13 protein-coding genes and 1 pseudogene are annotated in these 18,658 nt (G+C 55.0%); 6 read left to right on the top strand and 8 right to left on the bottom strand.

The annotated features are described in order from the left end of the window. Positions 1-58: 58 nt before the first annotated feature. Positions 59-1,372 carry a leucine-rich repeat-containing protein kinase family protein gene (locus tag BN1121_RS14380; RefSeq protein WP_043598008.1) on the bottom strand — a complete coding sequence of 438 codons (1,314 nt, stop codon included), beginning with the start codon at positions 1,370-1,372 and terminating at the stop codon, positions 59-61. 263 nt (positions 1,373-1,635) lie between these two features. Between BN1121_RS14380 and BN1121_RS14375 the strand changes: the two genes are divergently transcribed. The 3 genes from BN1121_RS14375 (at position 1,636) to BN1121_RS14365 (ending at position 4,637) form a co-directional block, all read left to right on the top strand. Next, positions 1,636-2,400 (top strand): SDR family oxidoreductase, encoded by a 765-nt coding sequence (locus BN1121_RS14375; protein WP_005351958.1) that lies wholly within the window; start codon positions 1,636-1,638, stop codon positions 2,398-2,400. Positions 2,401-2,430: 30 nt separating this feature from the next. Next, positions 2,431-3,258 (top strand): methylated-DNA--[protein]-cysteine S-methyltransferase, encoded by an 828-nt coding sequence (locus BN1121_RS14370; protein ID WP_005351955.1) that lies wholly within the window; start codon positions 2,431-2,433, stop codon positions 3,256-3,258. A gap of 329 nt (positions 3,259-3,587) precedes the next feature. Beyond that, positions 3,588-4,637, top strand: coding sequence for a serine hydrolase domain-containing protein (locus BN1121_RS14365; RefSeq protein ID WP_005351952.1), 1,050 nt, complete (start codon positions 3,588-3,590; stop codon positions 4,635-4,637). Between the two features lie 109 nt (positions 4,638-4,746). Here BN1121_RS14365 and BN1121_RS14360 read toward each other — a convergent pair whose 3' ends face one another. Then, on the bottom strand, positions 4,747-5,559 hold the full coding sequence (locus tag BN1121_RS14360) for a PhzF family phenazine biosynthesis protein (protein ID WP_043598006.1): 813 nt from the start codon (positions 5,557-5,559) through the stop codon (positions 4,747-4,749). Positions 5,560-5,676: 117 nt separating this feature from the next. Continuing rightward, positions 5,677-6,111 carry a GNAT family N-acetyltransferase gene (locus BN1121_RS14355; RefSeq protein WP_005351937.1) on the bottom strand — a complete coding sequence of 145 codons (435 nt, stop codon included), beginning with the start codon at positions 6,109-6,111 and terminating at the stop codon, positions 5,677-5,679. Positions 6,112-6,748: 637 nt separating this feature from the next. Here BN1121_RS14355 and BN1121_RS14350 point away from each other — a divergent pair. After that, the gene (locus BN1121_RS14350) at positions 6,749-7,333 is read left to right on the top strand and encodes a hypothetical protein (RefSeq protein ID WP_005351936.1); all 585 of its coding nucleotides are present in this window, start codon (positions 6,749-6,751) and stop codon (positions 7,331-7,333) included. A gap of 425 nt (positions 7,334-7,758) precedes the next feature. Here BN1121_RS14350 and BN1121_RS20325 read toward each other — a convergent pair whose 3' ends face one another. The 5 genes from BN1121_RS20325 to BN1121_RS14330 form a co-directional block, all read right to left on the bottom strand. Beyond that, entirely contained in the window at positions 7,759-8,031 is a 273-nt protein-coding gene (locus tag BN1121_RS20325; RefSeq protein ID WP_005351930.1) for a hypothetical protein, read from the bottom strand. A 957-nt stretch (positions 8,032-8,988) separates the two neighbouring features. Then, positions 8,989-9,714 (bottom strand): HNH endonuclease, encoded by a 726-nt coding sequence (locus BN1121_RS19815; protein ID WP_152424666.1) that lies wholly within the window; start codon positions 9,712-9,714, stop codon positions 8,989-8,991. Beyond that, positions 9,711-12,050, bottom strand: a complete 2,340-nt coding sequence (locus tag BN1121_RS19510) for an AAA family ATPase (RefSeq protein ID WP_081606421.1) — start codon at positions 12,048-12,050, stop codon at positions 9,711-9,713. The genes BN1121_RS19815 and BN1121_RS19510 overlap by 4 nt, the downstream gene beginning before the upstream one ends. Positions 12,051-12,164: 114 nt before the next feature. Next, positions 12,165-13,871 carry a hypothetical protein gene (locus tag BN1121_RS14335; RefSeq protein ID WP_005351927.1) on the bottom strand — a complete coding sequence of 569 codons (1,707 nt, stop codon included), beginning with the start codon at positions 13,869-13,871 and terminating at the stop codon, positions 12,165-12,167. Continuing rightward, complete coding sequence (locus tag BN1121_RS14330) at positions 13,868-15,586, bottom strand: hypothetical protein (RefSeq protein WP_005351921.1); 1,719 nt, start codon at positions 15,584-15,586, stop codon at positions 13,868-13,870. Before BN1121_RS14330 ends, BN1121_RS14335 begins: the two co-directional genes overlap by 4 nt. Before the next feature lie 166 nt (positions 15,587-15,752). Between BN1121_RS14330 and BN1121_RS14325 the strand changes: the two genes are divergently transcribed. Together BN1121_RS14325 and BN1121_RS14320 are read left to right on the top strand one after the other, a co-directional pair. Next, positions 15,753-16,676, top strand: a complete 924-nt coding sequence (locus tag BN1121_RS14325; RefSeq protein ID WP_005351915.1) for an IS5 family transposase — start codon at positions 15,753-15,755, stop codon at positions 16,674-16,676. Between the two features lie 509 nt (positions 16,677-17,185). Then, positions 17,186-18,087, top strand: a pseudogene (locus tag BN1121_RS14320) (IS5 family transposase). Positions 18,088-18,658 lie beyond the last annotated feature (571 nt).

Genomic DNA, 18,658 nt, shown 5'->3' with positions numbered 1-18,658 from the left:
CCAGCGAAATGGCGCCAAAGGTGTGTAACGAATACCACTATGCCCAAGGGGCTTGGGATCATGCAAGGGGCAATCGGCTCCCCACCGGGCGGGCCAGGGTGGCTAGCCTGGCCGCCAGCTCGGCAAACACAGGGCGATCGCCCCCTGACTCGGACAGACACGCCAAGGCCAGCTGCGAAAGCGCGCTCGCCGTGGCGTCCTGCCCGGTGCTTCGGGCCAGCAGCTCCTCGATGAGACAACCGAAGGCACGCACCTCGATACGCTCGAGCGCCAGCCCCAGAGCCGATCCCGGCTCATAGCAGGAGGCCGCGCCGAAGTCGCCGAGCAGGGCACGGCCCGCCCCGTTGTGCAGGATGTTATGGCCATAGAGATCCCCGTGCAGGATTCCACGAGCGTGCAGGTGCGCTCCCACCGAGGCGATGGCCCACAGAAGCTGGCATACGGCCGGTAGGCTCAGGCAAAACGCCTCGGCGTAGACATCCCGGGTGCAGGAGTCCAGGCTCGGCGGCCCCGCCAAGGCGGCAAATGCAGGCTCGATGAGATCCATCACCAGGGCCGGCACCCCTTGCGGGTGATCCACCACCTCACCGAGCAAAGGGATCAAGGCGCGGTGCCGGCCCGCCGCCAACGCGGCCCCCATCTCGCTCCGGGGCAGACCGTCGCTGGTCATGGCGCCCTTGAAGAGCTTGACCGCCACGGGGCGCTCACCCGGGAGCCTCGCCGAGAAAATCCGGCCCGAGGCCCCCTCCCCCAACAGCTCCCCGAGGTGCAAGGCATCCCAGGGGATCGCCGGACTCTCCCCTCGCGCCGGCTCGACGCAGCAGGGGTTGCCGGCAAAGGCGAGCCAGCTCAGGCGCGGCAGGGCCAGCAGCGACGACGGAAGCTCGCCCAGGCGATTGGCCGACAGCCGCACCAGCTCGAGGCGCCGGCAGCGGGCCAGGTCCGGCAGTGTGGTGAGCCGGTTGCCCGCCAGCATCAGTTTTTGCAGACCATGGCACAACCCCAGCGCATCGGGCAGGCTCTCAATCTCGTTGTCGGTCAGGATCAACCAGCGCAAGGCGGCCGGCAGTGACGCCTCGCTGACCCGGGCGATCCGGTTGGCCTTAAAGCCCACCATGGTGAGCGACGGGCAACGCCCCAACACCTCGGGCAGCTCGGTGAAGCGGTTCTCCGAGCAGAAGAGGATGCGAAGCCGGGCGCACTCGGCCAACTCATCGGGCAAGGTGCTGAGCTGATTGCCGGTGAGATCGAGCACCTCAAGCGTCTCCTTGAGGCTCAGGATCTCGGGCGGGAAGGTCGTCAGGTTTTCACTGAGTTTCAGATGGCGAGCGCCGCCGAGTTCGCCTGCGCGTAGCTGTTCCAGGGTGTGCATGAGAGGGTCTCTATCGGGCGGCCGGCTATCGGCCATCGACACCACCGGACAACCACCCGGCAGACATAAAGGAGCCGCATTATAGAGGCTGGCGACCAAAGATCGCCTCTTTTGTTGCAGCCGCCGCGCCTTCGCAGAGCACTGATGCAAGAGCGCAAGATCCGGGTCGTCGCTGCCGCAGTGCATCGGCATAGTGAATCCGAAACCACCCGGCATCGAGCGCGGCTGATGGCCAGCGGCGCCGCCATAACAAGGAGTCCACCATGCCCATACTGTCTAACAAGGTCGCCATCATCACGGGTGCCAGCTCTGGCATCGGCCGTGCCAGCGCCAGGCTCTTTGCCCGGGAAGGCGCCCAGGTCGTCGTCGGAGGACGGCGCCAGGCGGAGCTTGACGACCTGGTCGAGGAGATTAGTCTCTCAGGGGGTCAGGCAGTGAGTCTGGCGGGCGATGTCAGAAGTGAGGCCTATGCCAGGGCCCTGGTCGCGCTTGCGGTTGATCGCTTTGGGGGGCTGGACATCGCCTTTAATAATGCCGGCACCACGGGGGCCGTGGGCGGTGTGGAGACACTCGAGATGGCGCAGTGGCAGGAGACGCTCGAGACCAATTTGACCAGCGCCTTTGTGGGGGCCAAGCACCAGATCCCCGCCATGCAGGCCAGAGGGGGCGGCTCGCTCATCTTTACCTCGACCTTCGTGGGCCATACCCTGGGATTGCCCGGTATGGCTGCCTATGGGGCGAGCAAGGCGGGTCTTATCGGCCTGACCCAGGTCCTCGCCGCCGAGTTCGGGGCGCAGGGGATCCGGGTCAACGCCTTGCTGCCGGGCGGAACGGACACCCCCATGGGGCGAGCCTTTACCAATACCCCGGAGAGCCTGGCCTTTGTGCAGAATCTGCATGCCCTCAAGCGCCTGGCCCAGCCAGAGGAGATAGCCCAGTCGGCCCTCTATCTGGCCTCCGATGCCGCCAGCTTTACCACGGGCATTGCCCTGCTGGCCGACGGTGGCGTATCGATTTGTCGCCACTGAATCTGCCAGCCGTCACAGTGAGAGCGCTTCATGTCAGACTACGCACGCATCGCCGCGGCGATCGCCTTTATCACCAGCCAGGTTGAGCGCCAGCCCAGCCTGGACGAGATAGCAGCGCACGTTCACCTAAGCCCCTTTCACTTCCAGCGGCTCTTTAGCCGCTGGGCCGGGGTGACGCCCAAGCGCTATTTGCAGGTGCTGACTCTGGAGCGGGCCAAGGTGCTGTTGCAAGAATCCAGGCCCTTGCTGGATGTGGCCGATACCCTGGGCCTGAGCAGCGGCTCGCGGCTTTACGATCACTTTGTACAACTGGAGGCGGTGACGCCGGGCGAGTACAAGCAGCGCGGGGCCGGGCTGACCATCGCCCACGCCGTGCACGACACCCCCTTTGGCCGCGCCTTTATTGCGCTCACGCCCAGAGGGGTCTGCAGCTTTTCGTTTCAAGATGGGGCCGAGCCGGATGAGGCGCTGATCGCGCTTGGGCGCACCTGGCCCTTGGCCCAGCTAGAGGAAGATCTGCCGCGCACCCAGGCGGTGATCGACGCTATGTTTGACGGCGCCAAGACCCCGGACCGCCCCATCTCCCTGCATGTGAGTGGCACCAACTTTCAGATCAGCGTATGGAAGGCGCTGCTGCAGATCCCGCCGGCCAGGGTCGTGAGCTACGCCCAAGTGGCAAGCGCCGTCGGCAACCCCAAGGCCGCCAGAGCCGTCGGTCTGGCGGTCGGCGCCAACCCCGTCGCCTTGATGATCCCCTGCCATCGCGTTATCCAGCAAAACGGCAGGCTCGGCGGCTATCACTGGGGAGAGACCCGCAAGCAGGCGATCCATGCCTGGGAGGCTGCACGCTATGAGTAAGGCCCTGTCTCTGCACCGGCACAGAGGCAGGACCATATCCGCAGGCCTTCTGCCAGATTCTTCACCACCAAGGGGGCTAAGAGGCAGGGGCGGCTCTCACGGGGCTAGGTTGTCATCGTATACACCGCGCCTCATCGCCCTATTTATTGGTCATCGGCAAGCGCAACCGCGAAACACGACGCTCAAGTCCTTTAAATCTGTCAACGTTTACTGCCTCGAGCTGACGTTGAGCAATCAGAGGCGTGCTTGTGGCGCTGGCCGGGAATCGATAGGCTGCTGATTGCGAAGCAATGGCCATCACTTGCCTGTCAACGTCGATGAGGAGCGCCATGAACACAGAGCACGCCGAGCGGCTCGACGCCGTTTTCGCGCGACTGGTCCGCCGCCCAGCCCTGCATCAGGCGATCTGCCGGATCGAGAGCCTGGATGGCCACTTCATCTGGCAAGGGAGCAAGGGCGATGTCACATTCGATTCTCCCTTTCTGATAGCCAGCATCACCAAGCTCTTCACCTCGGCCTGCCTGTTTCATTGCGCTGACCAACAGCGTCTCTCCCTCGATGACCCCCTCTTACGCTATGTAGAGCCTGAGCTGATAACGGGGCTGTGCGTACATAGAGGTCATGATGACAGTCTTCGGCTCACCCTCGCGGATCTTCTGGCACAGAACAGCGGGATGGAGGATGTCTATGAGAAAGGGGGCTTCAAGCGCCGCATGCTAGAGGGGGATTTTTCCTATACCTTGCGGGACCTGTGCGATGAAACCAGACGATATGCGGCGCCACTCCCCGCTCGTCATCCCCACAAGGCCTATTACTCGGATATTAACTTCGAGCTACTCGGGGCTGTGCTAGAAAAGTTGACGGGTGAGCCCTTGGCGCAGATCTATCGACGCATCATTGTTGACCCGTTGCGCTTGCGCGATACGCGGCTGGCCACCGGCCAGGGGCCTGTTCCCATCGTCTATGCCGGGGACAAGGCGCTGCACACTCCCCACTTTCTGGCCAGTGGCAAGGCCAGCGGCGGCATCATCTCGACCGCCAGAGAGCTGATGGTCTTTATACGGGCGTTTTTTGGCGGTCGCCTCTTTTCCCTCACTAACCTGGGCGCTGAAGAACGGGCGAGGTCGTTACAGTTCAGCATGTTTCCGCTGCGCTATAACCTGGGGTTTATGGAATTTAGCCTGCCGCGCTGGTTGAGCCTGCTCGCACCGCTGCCCAGAACCATGGGTCACAGTGGATCGACGGGCTCGTTTGCCTTCTATTCGCCGCACAAGGGGTACTTTATTGTCGGCAACCTCAACCAGATGCTGCTCCCCCAGTTACCGTTTCAACTGATGGCACGCTTACTCTCCCCCCTTCCCACGCGTACCGCCATGTAAGATCAGGTGCCGTCTCAGGCGCGGGCAGTCACCGTATCGCCCCTGTGACTGGCGCTCCCGGGGCCACCGGGGCCCCGGAGGCCAAACGCAGTGGCGCAAGCCCTTTCCCCTAGTTTGCTGCACTCGGCAGACGCAGCTCTCCTTTGAGGATCACATGGGCCTGACCCAGTATGGCAAGCCGCCCGTTGGGCTTTCGCTCCAGACGCAGCTCGCCGCTGCGGTGGGAGGCCTGACGGGCCATCAGCCGGGTGCGCCCGAGTCGCTCGCCCCAATAGGGGGCCAGGATGCAGTGGGCCGAGCCGGTGACCGGGTCTTCCTCGCACCCGACCCAGGGGGAGAAATAGCGCGAGATAAAATCGAAGGCCGGGTCAGCGGATGGCGCGCTCACCACCACACCGCGCCCGGGCAGACGGCGCAGCGCAACGTGATCGGGCGCCAGCGCCTCGACCAAGGCAGGCTCATCGACCACCACCATCACCTTGGGACCGTTCATGGCGTAGCATTGCACTCGACTGCGTTCAATGCAGAGGGCCGCCAACAGCGCCGAGTCAGGCTCGCACGGCGTCGCGGGCTGCTCGGGAAAATCAAGGGCAAGCCACTCACCCTGCACGCTCACCGACAGGGGCCCGGAGAGGGTCTCGAAGGTTTTCCCCTCCCCTTCGCCGAGCATCCCCTGCTCGCGCAGCACGGCCCCCACCGACAGGGTGCCATGGCCGCACAGCTCGACCTCTACCTCGGGGGTGAACCAGCGCAGGCGCCCGGTATCGAGCGCCAGGAAGGCGGTCTCCGAGACCGCCATCTCGGCGGCGATGGCCTGCATCAGGGCCGGAGTCAGCCCCTGATCCGTGATACAGACGGCGGCGGGATTGCCCCCAAACGGGGTCCGGCTGAAGGCATCGACCTGATAGACGGTGAGATTCATATTGCGCTCCTTATGTCGGCTGAGCGCTAGTGTACCAGAGCACCAACGGTGCCGATATTGGCCATAAGGGGCCGTTACACGCCGAGGCATTGCCATCGAGAGGCATTTTTCCGCCTCCTATACTTCTGGATTGCACGAACTGTTGTATGAAAACATACGAATTTCATCTCTAGGATACCAATCCAGCTTGGTATAAAAATCCTGCGCAGCTACATTCTCGATCAATACAAACAAATGCGTCTTGGAAATACCAACCCCAGACAAAGCATCTGTCGCCTTTTTAATTAAAGACTGACCAATCCCTTGACCTCGAAAATCGGATGAGACAGCCAAGTGCTGTACATATCCTCGCCTACCGTCTGTACCAACCAAGACAGCGCCGATCACAACAGCGTTGGAAACTGCGACGAAACTTAAACCGTGATTTCTTTTCAAATAAGCATCAATGCTTTGGCGAGAGTCGGCATCTCGTAACGATAAGTTTTCAGTGGCAGCCCACAAGGCCATCACGTCGTTGTAATCGGCAATCTCCATTTCCCTGAATGTAACCACCACATCTCCTTGGTTTGTAACGCTGCGCTGAGGGGGTGGCCATCTAAACCAACTTACCTAAAGACACCTTCACCACAAAAACACAGAGTGATAAAGCCTCATGTGAAATCAACCTAACTTGAACATCTTATAATATGCGTGTTACCTAGTTTTCACCAGAGAAAAATCATTCCATTCATACACTGTTTTTAGCATGTAGACTTTTTTACTACTCGAGCATCCCATTAACTGAGATGAGAACTCATCGTTCCAGCATGTCGGGCATAATTTGAGTGTTCTATCGCTGTGTAGCGTGACGTTTAATATTGAACTCCCATCAGGCCGACCTTCTGGCTTTATAAATAGTCCTTTCAAAAAGTGCTTAGTCACGAACCAGTAGCTAACCGAGTAGGGGAGAACAATATAGACGAGGGTATCTGCTGCTGCCTGAATCGCCCCTACTTTCCTCACCGTTACGCCTCCTCTTTCAGACTTTTGACGAAAACGTCGATCTCACTGGCAGTTCTGTGCTTCATGTCACATTCCGTCGACTCGAAATTAGAGTTAAAGCACTACACTTTACGTGTGCACAGGAAGCAATCATGGTGGTGAGCTCTCGCGGCTCTGCAGTCCCCATATATAAATGGAGAATGCAATCATGGAAAAATTTCCCTCTCTCATTCTGGCGACCTGTATGGGAGCCCTTGCAGGTTGTTCGGCTATCCCTGACAGGGTGGCAGAGTCTACCTCTATCGACTGGCCATGGCCTGATAACAAAGTAGGTTCTGATGCTCACGTCGAGTATCTAAAAGCCACCGCATACTGCGTTAAACTTCAGCAGTTTTACGCTGCTGGCGGTAGCTCAGGCAAAGCGGCCAAGTTTGGTTTGGCTGCCTTAGGTACATTAGCTGGTGCCGTCTTTGCGCCAATCGCCACAGGCACTGCGGCTACGGCATGGGCAGGCTTTGCAGGTGCGACTAACGCCTTGCAGATATCTTATGATCAGTCTTTTGACTATGCCCTTGTCATGGCCAGACGGGCCCAAATTCAGAGAGAACTGGAAGCGGGGCAGACCGATTTTAATACTAACCCATCCGTCATAAACGCCATTAACTTGGCCTCCAGATGCGCGATGGCTCCGGCCCGAGTCGACCAAGCGTTTATGGAGACGATCAAGAATATGAAAAGCTATGAGGCTGACCAATCACAACCAGGTTCACAGCCTTCACAACCTGGGTCGTAGCTGTTGTATGTGTGGGACCTAATAGAAAACGGCCAAAAAACGCCGTTTTCTATTCCTGTGATGACCACATTTAGCGTTCACCTTTCCTGAGCCCCTGCCCATCATATCCGCCGCCGGGCAGGATATTGTGCTCCCGGATTTGGCAGGCTGAGAACCTGGCTTCAGTGCGTGAACAGGTATGATCGATGTGGACTTCAGCCGATACGATGAATGACCTAGCCAAAAGGTGCATCGGTCTGTACCGGACAGCCAAAGTTCAGTCGGAGGAAACGAGCGAACCGGGCGTGTGGATGACGTGGCTGGTCGTGGCCACGACCCTCATTACAGATATAAAAAGACGCCGCAGGGGCGTCTTTTTCATTGCTGGAATTGAGGAGGAAGAGCTTGATGTTGGCTCTTCTCCCCTACCCCATCACTACACGCAATTAGATGGGAGTGATGGAGGTGATATGGGCAGAGCCGTCCAGCGACTGGAAGATCTGTACCACGGCTTCGCCATGGATCGGAGTCGGCAAGGGTACCGTGGTCTTGCACTTGTAGCGGTAGTTCATACCCGCTACCACCTGGGTGGAAACTTCAAAGGGCTTATACTCCACCCCAACAAATCCTTTCAGCGCTTCCTGAAACACCGCTTGGTCTTCCGCAGTCAGCCTGTGATATGCAGTCCATCCGCCAACCAGCACAGCTTGATCCGACATAACAAACCCTCCGTGATGACTAATCCCTACTCATATGGCTGTTCGGGTTCCGCCCCGTTGATTTAGGTGGTTGCTGGACTCCACCTGAGAGATGCCGAAGACTCGGCGGTATGACGATGTGCAAGCGAGATCTAATTCATGCAAGGGCTTGCACTCCCTCTGCCATAACAGCCCCTCTCGGCACCGACCTCAATCGGCACCAAAGAGCGTAGAGCAGGCTCCCGAAAACACCGCCTGTCATAAATGACAGGGGTTACCTACCGGATGTCGCCCTCGGCCCTATCACTCCCCCAATGGGCAGAGGTATCCCTCTCTCTGATCCTCCGAGGCGAGGTAGCAATAGATCTCGCGAGACAAGAAGACGTTAAGCGGGTTTTAGCCACAGCAGTGGATGGCGTGGGCCAAAGGCACGCCGCTACACGCCGACGGTTTGGTGAGCGAGAGCGACAAAAGAAAGTGAAGGTGCAGGGGAATATGAGCCCAGGCGAAATAGATAAAGAGCGGGTCTTGCCAACTATGCACGCCCGCTCTCACATCGGTGCGACATCCCTTGCGAGGGCCGTACACTTCACCCCGACCAGATACCCAATTTTTTCGCAAACGATTGAAAAATGAAAAGACGCCACAAGGGCGTCTTTTTAACACTTTTGGCTGCGCTCGGGACGCGGCCGCTTATTCCCACTCAATTATCAATTAAAACAAAAAATCATTATATTACAACAACTTAATTGGTGACAACTTTTCAATACCATAAAGAACACCATATCCAGAATGGATGTATACTCGCAGAGTTGCTTTCGTAATAGTACAAGCTGCAGCTTAATAACGACCGGTTTCGCTAGGGCGAGATCTCGCATAGAAAGTCCAAGTGCGGGATCAGGTGGAGTACCGTCTTTCCCTGACACTATGCCCCAAAATAAGTTGCCTTAATGTCGCCCCTACTAGACTGTTACTCCATTACAGCGGGTCAACAGCAAGTTCCAACGCTTCCATGAAGTCCAACAACCTGGTGTCGTCAGTTGTCGCTGCCATCTGCTGAACTTGGCCACGAAGTTTGTCCATTGCGGCAGAAAACCTTGGGTTGGCACTTTCCGCGAGGGTTCTCTCCGAGGATTTGCTCAGTAGCTCAACACAAAGATGCCGTCCCTGGGGAGTCAAGCCAACGTAGACGCTGATTGATGCACCATTCGTCTCCAAATGAAAATATCTGACATGGGAGTCATAATCATGGAGGCGAGCATGAAAAAAACCGTTGCAGCTCTTTTCATTGATGTACCGCCTACGATTTTGTGGCCAAGTTGACCAATTGGCTTTGCTCTTGACAAGATTACAGTCGAAGCATGCTACTGCAAGATTACGGTATGTAAAGGTGTACTGCCCGTAGGTGTTCTTGGGCAGGATATGCTCAATGGGCCGCGCATAAGCAATCCCAACAAGGCGACGTCGACAGTAACAACAGCGTTCAGCTTGCAGAGCAGCAAGGTGGGATCGAAGTGCTGATATGATCTTCATACCTGAACCATCTTTTTGGCCCTCCACCGTAAATGTAGCAGCACGTATGGCAGACCAGGGGTTGGCTCTGCTTGATGCAAGTTTTCGCCATTCACGATAGAAAGCTCTAGCCTCGACCGAGGTCAATACGTTCTTCCCGAAATCTTTCTCTGCGGTCACTAGTTGATTCACGATCTGGCCTCCTCAGACTTATCGGAGCTAGTCAGTTCCTCTATCGCGAGAGTAGCTCTTCGAATGAGATCAAGGTGCCGCGCAGGTACCTCGGAGCCAAGCGCAGGGACAGCTCTAGTAACCTTCTCCTCCATCTGTTGCAATTCATCAAAGACGCTCTGCAACATTTCAGTTTGCTCCGTGTTGGCAAACTCGATAGCCCGCGAAACCAACTCAGCACAGCGTTCGTGAACCTCTCGGTTGTTGCCTGTGTAGGTATCGAACCCCTGAAAAAGCACTCGTTCGACACTACTTGCAGCTTGCTCCCCAATTACTTCTAGCACACCACCATCAGCCATAAATCGGTATGTGTCGTCCCCACGCGAGGTAGAAATTAGAATCGGTGAGTGCGTAGCGATAACCATCTGACAATTGAAGTCTCGGCTGATAGTCTGAAAAACCGATGGCAGTGCTCGCTGCCAAGCGACATGCAAGCTAGTTTCGGGCTCATCGATCAGGAAGACAACACCGGGCCGGGCGTATTCAACAAGCCTTGCCGTCAGAAGCAGTAGCTGCTGTTCGCCGGTACTAAGATGATCAAAGGGAACTATCGAATTCTCATGGTTTTTTCGAAAGCCGAGCTTCCACCCATTCATGTTACTTGGAGCCTCATCGACACCAAGTTCACGCACAGACTCCAGGACATCGGAGGTAGCGGACTCCGGCAATAGATAATGTTGACCCGCAAAAGACAGTTGTTCGAGAACTCTGCTTACCGCGGCGATCTTGTCGCGGTCGGCATGGATAGCAACCATCAACTCGGCTAACTTACGTCCAAGCCTTCGCGGCTGTGTGGACATATTACTAGTGCGCGATCCTAGGTAAACGTAGTCGGCTGTTGCCCCCATTTTGGCCTCGAATCTGTCACTGGTTGCAGAAGCGATAGCACGCACAGGCCGCCCAGACGTCACATATGCCTTAGCAAGCTGACGTAAGAGCATGCTTTTTCCCGCTCCGTTGTTTCCGATGACGTAAACGCAGCAGGGTCGCTCTCGTTCCTCCAACAGCTTGTAAACAGGGGAACCATCCAGCAGATCGCTAGCGACCATAGGATCACGCTCGGAAATCCACTGAGATGGATCGAGAACCGCGTTCTGGTTGTCCAGAATTTCTTCTAACTGCACATAGCGAAAAAATCCAGGCACCTCGTGTAACTTCGCCCCGAACATCTTCCGAGCACGATTTAATAGCGCATCACCCAGGTCGGCCTCATAAGGCAACCTACGCAATGTATCCCCCTTCATTGCGTCTAGGAATGGGGCACAGAGAAATCTAGCCAAGCGATCCAGAGGCTCATCCCGTAATCCATCTACCGCGCGACCGTTCATCAGCAGGACTGATTCATCGTTACTGGACCGCTCCTTCGCCATTATCAGCATCGAAAGTCGTGTACGCCCAGACACTCGAGCAGGTATCTCTACTACACCTAGAACACACCTACGCTGTAGCAGATAATGCCGAATCTCGGTCCCCCGACCTTTGCCTCGTAAATCAGCTGTGGGAAGGACTACAATCGTGATACGTTGGCCATGTCCATGGTCAAGGAACCATTGAGCGAACTCAAGACCGTTGAGCTCAAAGGGACGCACCTCATTTGTCCACTCCGAACGATAGCGACTCGGCCAAGCAAATTTGTAGGCTGCCCCCACGCCGCGCCAAGAACTGTCTGCCCTCTGTTCTGCTAATAACTGGAATTGCACGTCATGAGCATGAAGACGAAGACAGACCTCGAAAAGATGGGGCTGAAGCTCAGCCGGCAATACGTAATCGTCACCGGCCTGAACGTCTTTTAGACGAACCCCTAGCTCACCTGTCGTCATCGTGTTCATGTCAACGACTGCTCGACCGCTAACGGACCAGCCATGTGCAAAATCGGCGACGAAGCTTTCGACTTTCCGAGCCCAGTTGTTTGAAAATCCCCTGGCGCACAAACTTTTGACAAGAAAATCCAATCGATGCAAGTTTGCCGTAGAGTTACCGCTATAGCTAACAAGATGACGTAGCTTTTCCAGCACATATGGTGACTGACGTGCCCATTCACGCTCTGTTACATCAGAGTCCTTGAGTCTTAACCAGTCGTCAGCACGACGCTTGGCATCTATCAAGCCATAAATCGTCTCTGTATCGGCCCATGACCAAGGAAGCACTATGTGTTTTGAGTTCTGCTCAGTAAATAGCAGAAATATGGCAAGCTTGAGTCCCCCCTCAGGCGTCTGATTAGGCTCTCCTCGCCAGATATCTAAAATCTGCCTCTCAAAGCGCGCAGCATCTATATCGCGTTCGTCTATATTTTCCATTATCCAAGCAAACTCCCGTAGCTCTGACCTAATAAAACTGGCCCTTTCCTGAAAACTACAGCCTCACGATTTACACGCTCATTCGATTAGCAAGCTTCCAGAAGCTGATATAGTTTAATCTGTAGCGATACTGTTAGGAGCATCACGCTTATGGTCTCGCCAAATATGTGGTGGCACAGGCATGCGATAATGACGGCATGCCATAAGGAATATAGGGGTCAAACCCATTTTCACTGCGCTTACTCGCTCATGTAATGGGTGAGCCTTCATTACCCGATTGATGAGCTCAAAGACGGCTTCGATAGACTTATCGAGCGGTAAACCTGGCACTGACAGGCCATGTTCTCGATTACCATCCCAGAAAATCTTATCTGTTTGACCGTCAGGAACCCAGGTCTGGTGTGTCATATGTGGGGCGTGTTCCAGCAACGTGCTGCGTAACTGCTCTGCACGTTCCTTATCTCCGATCATCACAAGCCAAGCGAGCACAAAGGTGTATAGAATCCCAGCTCTTGTATTCTCTTCAAAATATGTGTCGCTACGCTCTCTGGGATGGGAAATAACATCTCGATAATCTGTCATAGGTGTTGGATAGTGCTGCCGACTCATCAGCCCGTTGCACAGAAGATCTGACATGCCACGGATATAGTTAGCGACATTAGAAAGACGGCCGCGCACATCTGCGAGACGCATAAATAGAGCTAGTTCGATCGCGAAATCATCACGAACAGGGGTGGCAAGCGTAGGGTTCGCATTTATCATTCCGATCGTTATATTGAGTACTTTATCCGCCTCTTCATGCATCGCTCTCGCAAATGCTTCGTCCTGCCCGACACTGAGGACATCCAACCATAGTCCATGAAGAGACAACCTCCCCAGCATCTCAAATAGTGTGAGATTGATGTCAACCGCATTGCGTGAATTGACGGCCATTGAAAGCGCAAAACGCTTATCAGCGAACAGCCCTATCTTATCGACGAGAAGAAGGCGAGCGATGATGATATGAAGCTGCACGACCTGATCAAAATGAACCAGTCGCTCCTGTTGCGTCTGCCCCTTGCGCAGATGAGTGCTATCGCAGTGTGGCCAGCTGCGCAACAACACTAGTTCAGATGCTCGATACGCAGCCTCAAGGTTATCGGCATCGCGAGCCCATACAAAGAGTATCCAAAGACACAGATAGGCCTTTCGCAGTTGGCGTGTGCACTCTGCCTGGTCCTTCGGCTTAGTGAAGATTGCATTGAGCAAGTGGGAGAAATACCGATAGGCGACATCAGGCTGATCAAGCATCGCTAGCGCCTTCTGAAACAGTCCCCGGTTCTCGCTCTCAATTAATTCCGCGCGTAACATACCGCTGAGAATCAGATCTGCAAGGCGATCTCCGTTCCACTCGGCGAAATGAATGTTAACTGTCTCGTTCTTCCGGCAAAAACCGCTCCACTGAGCGCGAACGTCTTCGCGCATTTCTCCCCCCATGCAAACACATATAACGACCGGCAGACTCGCTAAATGGGGCGGGATACGATTCGGGATGTAATCATCCAATATCTCGTTAAGCGATGGACGCACGGCTTGTTGGCCAGTATCCCAATGCTCTCGTGTCAGATCGCCGGACTTGATTGTAAACAGAAACAGGCTGCGATCACCGCCACTGTCACGATTGGGACCCACAGCAGCGACATCAACTCCGGCTTGCCGCGTACCACGGCGGGGGCGGGTGAGAACTTCGAACCCACTCTCAGCCAAGAGATCGGGCAAAATGGCGTCGAGTTCGTCACGTTCCCGAAGCGAGCGCAAATAGTGCAACACGACAAGTTTCATCGAGATTCCCGTTGCTCCAGTCTGAAATTAAAAAGCATGTGGTCAAGGCCAATTGGGTCAACAATATTGAGCAGGGGCAACTCAGACGTAATGGAAAATGATGTCATCTCTATCTCAGTGAGATTAGTTTTGCCCTCACCGGTATGGACCGAGGTCAACGACGAGCGTCCGTAAAGGATGTATTGATTGGTGAAAATATCATCAAATATTGATTTCCGACGCCCCTGCGGGATACTACGCTCCATCTGTTCGTGCCATTGAACTCGCTCCACTTCACGCTGCATTTCGTTGGGGTGTAGTTCAACCAAACGTTCAATGCCTTCCAGCGCGTCATCAAGCGCAGTCTTGCGTGCGAGCAATTCGGCAAGGCCTGAGCTGTTTCCCCCCCCTTCGACGACACACTGCTCAAGATAACTCTTCAACTTGCCGCCATAGCTCAGTAGTAAGGGATCATAGATAAGCTCGAGGACATCATTTTTGATGTCCGGAGATCCATTGCGAAGCACCGCTAACAATATGGTAACCACAGCTAGAGGATCAATGAAGAACCAACCAATAGCCTTACGACAAAGGAATAGCTGATCCGATGGGTCTGATGGCAGTGACGACGAGGGTATAGAGAAAGATGGTACATCGTTCCCAACCCCGCACACTTTGTACGCCAAACATTTGCGAGTGTATGCTCCTGCATTAAGCAACCAGTACACCACTGCACTACCAAGCACATCATAGCCTGCTTGATTAAGCGCATGATATGTACTCTGAAGCGAATCAAACGTAATGCGTCCTTTTGAACGATCGATCAATTCACTAAGTAAAGGAATCACCTGTTCAGTACGCCCAACGCTCACGAGTTGGTATAAGGCATGGTCGATGAGAGAGAGTGTGCTGGCGTTATCTGGATCAACGTGGGCCGCAGCGCCAAGACACAGAACAATGGCATCTTCTGTGAGGCTCTCTCGGTGACGCGTCAAGAGGTTTACCGCAAAGTGAATAGTAGATGGGCTAAGTGTAAAAAGGATTTGTTCGAGCCGCTTTTCGAAACCAACTGGTGCATATGCTTTTCGCTTTGCAGCAGCACGATAGCCGGCTTCTATTGATCGAAGGCAGATGTCCTCATCCTCGCTAGACGCACACTGGAACAGGATGTCGATCACCTCAGAGTAGCGATCTCCTAGCTCCATAGACCCCAAAGCCGATATAGCCGCGAGCTTTGCCTCCTGCTTATGAGCCTTCGCGAAAATGATGCTTTCATCCACATCAGAATTTATCAGGAGCACCGTGGATAACAGACGCAGCGCGAGGTTATCACCATTACGTGCTGACTTATAGACTTTTTCAGACCGCTTTGAGTCTTTTTTCGTCCACTCCCCAAACGAGGCAATCAGTGCGCCATCACAACCGGCATCAAGCAAATGCATGATGAATAGGTGAATGATGTCCTGTTCTACGTTCAGAAGGGGAATCAAATCGCATAGAACATTCTCGACAAGGAAAAGTCGCGATCTATCCAACTCCTCAAGCGCGTCTTCGATATAAAAAACAATCGGCGGCGCGTCTGTGGTATTTAATATATGTGCGATCGTCTCAATCAACTCGGAGGCGTTACCATTCAGATGCCAACACTCCAGATCCACAATAGTACGCACCAAGCCGCGAGTACGGAGCTGCGTTGCCAATTCCGTCGCATCTACCTGTATCCCCTCATTAGCCATTGATCTACTCATTGGGTTTTGTCCTCACAAATTCACTTATAATCCTACCGAAATCGCAGACATCTCCCAATCGATTTAGTACTCACGGGGGCCTTGTTGCTCAAATCGGGGAACTATCTGTCATCTCGGTGATCTGATCCTGTAGCGCAGTCTCCGAGAGCATCTGATGGGCAAGTCCAAGCACAAGACCAGCAACTGGCAACAGTACAACCAAGCCCTGGTGCAACACGGTTCGTTGACCATCTGGATGGACGAACAAGCCATTAAGCAGTGGCATTGCCTGGTCCACCATGGCCGCCGAGGGAGAGGTTTCCACTACAGTGACACCGCCATTGAGACGGCCCTGATGCTAAAAGGCTTGTTCAAGTTGCCGCTGCGGGCGCTAGAAGGCTTCATTAACTCGTTGTTCCAACTGATGGCGGTGCCTTTGCAGTCGCCGGACTATAGCTGTATCAGCAAGCGCGCCAAGACCGTCGACATCAAGTACCGCCTCCCCAGCCAAGGCCCGGTAGCTCACTTGGTCATTGATGCCACCGGCCTCAAGGTCTATGGCGAAGGCGAAGGCGAATGGAAAATTCGCAAACACGGCAAGGAGAAGCGACGAGTGTGGCGCAAGCTCCACTTGGCGGTGGATGCCACAACCCATGCGGTCATCGCTGCCGAAGTCAGCCTGGAGACGGTGGCGGATAACGAGGTGTTACCGACGTTGCTCAACCCCTTACAACGCAAGATAAAACAGGTCAGCGCCGATGGCGCGTATGACACCAAGGCCTGTCATGCGCTACTGAAGAAGAAGGGGGCGAAAGCCATCATACCGCAGAGAAAAAACGCGGCGCTGTGGGAGGAGGGGCATCCCCGCAACGAAGCGGTGACGGCGCTCAAGGCCGATGAACTGGAGCAATGGAAGAAAGACGCCGGCTATCACCAGCGCTCGATAGCCGAGACCGCCATGTACCGGTTCAAGCAACTCATCGGGCCAAAGCTGAGCCTGCGGAACTACAACGCCCAGGTGGGCGAAATCCTGGCTGGCGTGAAGGTGATGAACAAGCTGATAGGGCTTGGTATGCCTGTTCGCCAGCCAGTGAATTGAGTGGTATCAATGGGTTGGGGAACGGCCATCCAGCGACGGATTTGATCAACAACGCCACTCACGGGGCTAGATAAGTGCTTAATACCATTCACGTATTTGTGACCAAGCGTAACGCTAGCCACATTTTCGTTATCAATAAACGTATTTTTGAGAACTAAGGGTCAAAGGTGAAACATGGGTAGAAAAAAATGCGCAAAAGCTGGCAATGGCTCAGACCAAGCCTTGCTACTCGAAGCCAATACTACAGGCACAGGTGCTCGGAAACTAACCGCCCATGAACTCGCTGCACTTCGTCGAGATATGGCCGAGTCATCAGCCAAGATGCGAGCAGAAGTGGCGCGTAGAGGGAACAAAGCCTGATGAGCTCGGAGCTATAACCGCGCGATTGCCCGATTAAACAAAGTTTGTGATCACCAGCTTAGAGATGACAAGGGCCTTGTTGCTCAAATCGGGGAACTATCTGTCATCTCGGTGATCTGATCCTGTAGCGCAGTCTCCGAGAACATCTGATGGGCAAGTCCAAGCACAAGATAAGCAACGGGCAACAGTACAACCAAGCCCTGGTGCAACGTGGTTCGTTGACCATCTGGATGGACGAACAAGCCATTCAGCAGTGGCATTGCCAGCGCCACCATGGCCGCCGAGGGCGGGGGTTCCACTACAGTGACACCGCCATTGAGACGGCCCTGATGCTAAAAGGCTTGTTCAAGCTGCCGCTGCGCGCCCTGGAAGGCTTCATTAACTCGTTGTTCCAGCTGATGGCGGTGCCTTTGCAGTCGCCGGACTACAGCTGTATCAGCAAACGCGCCAAGACCGTCGACATCAAGTACCGACTCCCCAGCCAAGGCCCGGTGGCTCACCTGGTCATTGATGCCACCGGCCTCAAGGTCTATGGCGAAGGCGAATGGAAAATTCGCAAACACGGCAAGGAGAAGCGACGAATGTGGCGCAAGCTCCACTTGGCGGTGGATGCCACAACCCATGCGGTCATTGCTGCCGAAGCCAGCCTGGAGACGGTGGCTGATAACGAGGTGTTACCGACGTTGCTCAACCCCTTGCGACGCAAGAGAAAACAGGTCAGTGCCGATGGCGCGTATGACAGCTACTGAAGAAGAAGGGGGCGAAAGCCACCATACCGCCAAGAAAAAATGCAGCGCCGTGGGAAGAGGGCCATCCCCGTAACGAGGCGGTGACGGCGCTCAAGTCTAGTGAACTGAAGCAATGGAAGAAAGACGCCGGCTATCACCAGCGCTCGATAGCCGAGACCGCCATGTACCGGTTCAAGCAACTCATCGGGCCGAAGCTGAGCCTGCGCAGCTACAACGCCCAGGTGGGCGAAATCCTGGCTGGCGTGAAGGTGATGAACAAGCTGATAGGGCTTGGTATGCCTGTTCGCCAGCCAGTGCATTGAGTGGCCATCGACGGGATGGGGAACGACTATCCAACGACGGATTTGATCAACAACGCCGATGACAAGCCCCGCAGGGCAGGAAGTACGTTGAGCGCCGCAGGTGCGAATAAGGGACAGTGAAGAGAGTTAACCGGCTTGCCGGTTAGCTAACTTCACACATCCTGCCCTCAGATCAGCCTTGCATCTCTCGTGGAGACTCAATAGGAAATGGCTGTTATCGCCATACATAGGGTTAAGTAATGAACTTACGCCAGGAAAAGATCTAAAAACAGATTAAAATACATATGAAACAGCGCATTACACCTCAAGAACACATACTTTACTTTGCTAAACCCAATAACTTTACACATAGTTTCCGTGCACTTTCCTACGAGCTCCCCCTCAGTCAGCTTAAGGGGCTAGATCCTTCCCTGGCGTTCAATCATCGGCCTCTGGCCGAATGCGTAGCATGGCAAGGTGTAACCGTCCGCATAAAGCGGATGGTTACACCGACTGGGGATCCTGAGATATCCTGAATATCCTGCCAAAACAGTAAAAAATCGGGCGGGTGTGAGACGCCATCGGGCGGGTG

It is taken from the genome of Aeromonas diversa CDC 2478-85, assembly GCF_000819805.1.
Lineage (GTDB): Bacteria > Pseudomonadota > Gammaproteobacteria > Enterobacterales > Aeromonadaceae > Aeromonas > Aeromonas diversa.
The sequence above is the reverse complement of the archived record's forward strand: the minus strand, read 5'-3'. Positions and strand labels throughout refer to the sequence as shown.

Bases quoted from the DNA above. Each gene is read 5' to 3' on its own strand.
- BN1121_RS14380 (WP_043598008.1), bottom strand. From the start codon at position 1,372: ATGCACACCCTGGAACAGCTACGCGCAGGCGAACTCGGCGGCGCTCGC.
- BN1121_RS14375 (WP_005351958.1), top strand. From the start codon at position 1,636: ATGCCCATACTGTCTAACAAGGTCGCCATCATCACGGGTGCCAGCTCT.
- BN1121_RS14370 (WP_005351955.1), top strand. From the start codon at position 2,431: ATGTCAGACTACGCACGCATCGCCGCGGCGATCGCCTTTATCACCAGC.
- BN1121_RS14365 (WP_005351952.1), top strand. From the start codon at position 3,588: ATGAACACAGAGCACGCCGAGCGGCTCGACGCCGTTTTCGCGCGACTG.
- BN1121_RS14360 (WP_043598006.1), bottom strand. From the start codon at position 5,559: ATGAATCTCACCGTCTATCAGGTCGATGCCTTCAGCCGGACCCCGTTT.
- BN1121_RS14350 (WP_005351936.1), top strand. From the start codon at position 6,749: ATGGAAAAATTTCCCTCTCTCATTCTGGCGACCTGTATGGGAGCCCTT.
- BN1121_RS20325 (WP_005351930.1), bottom strand. From the start codon at position 8,031: ATGTCGGATCAAGCTGTGCTGGTTGGCGGATGGACTGCATATCACAGG.
- BN1121_RS19510 (WP_081606421.1), bottom strand. From the start codon at position 12,050: ATGGAAAATATAGACGAACGCGATATAGATGCTGCGCGCTTTGAGAGG.
- BN1121_RS14335 (WP_005351927.1), bottom strand. From the start codon at position 13,871: ATGAAACTTGTCGTGTTGCACTATTTGCGCTCGCTTCGGGAACGTGAC.
- BN1121_RS14330 (WP_005351921.1), bottom strand. From the start codon at position 15,586: ATGGCTAATGAGGGGATACAGGTAGATGCGACGGAATTGGCAACGCAG.
- BN1121_RS14325 (WP_005351915.1), top strand. From the start codon at position 15,753: ATGGGCAAGTCCAAGCACAAGACCAGCAACTGGCAACAGTACAACCAA.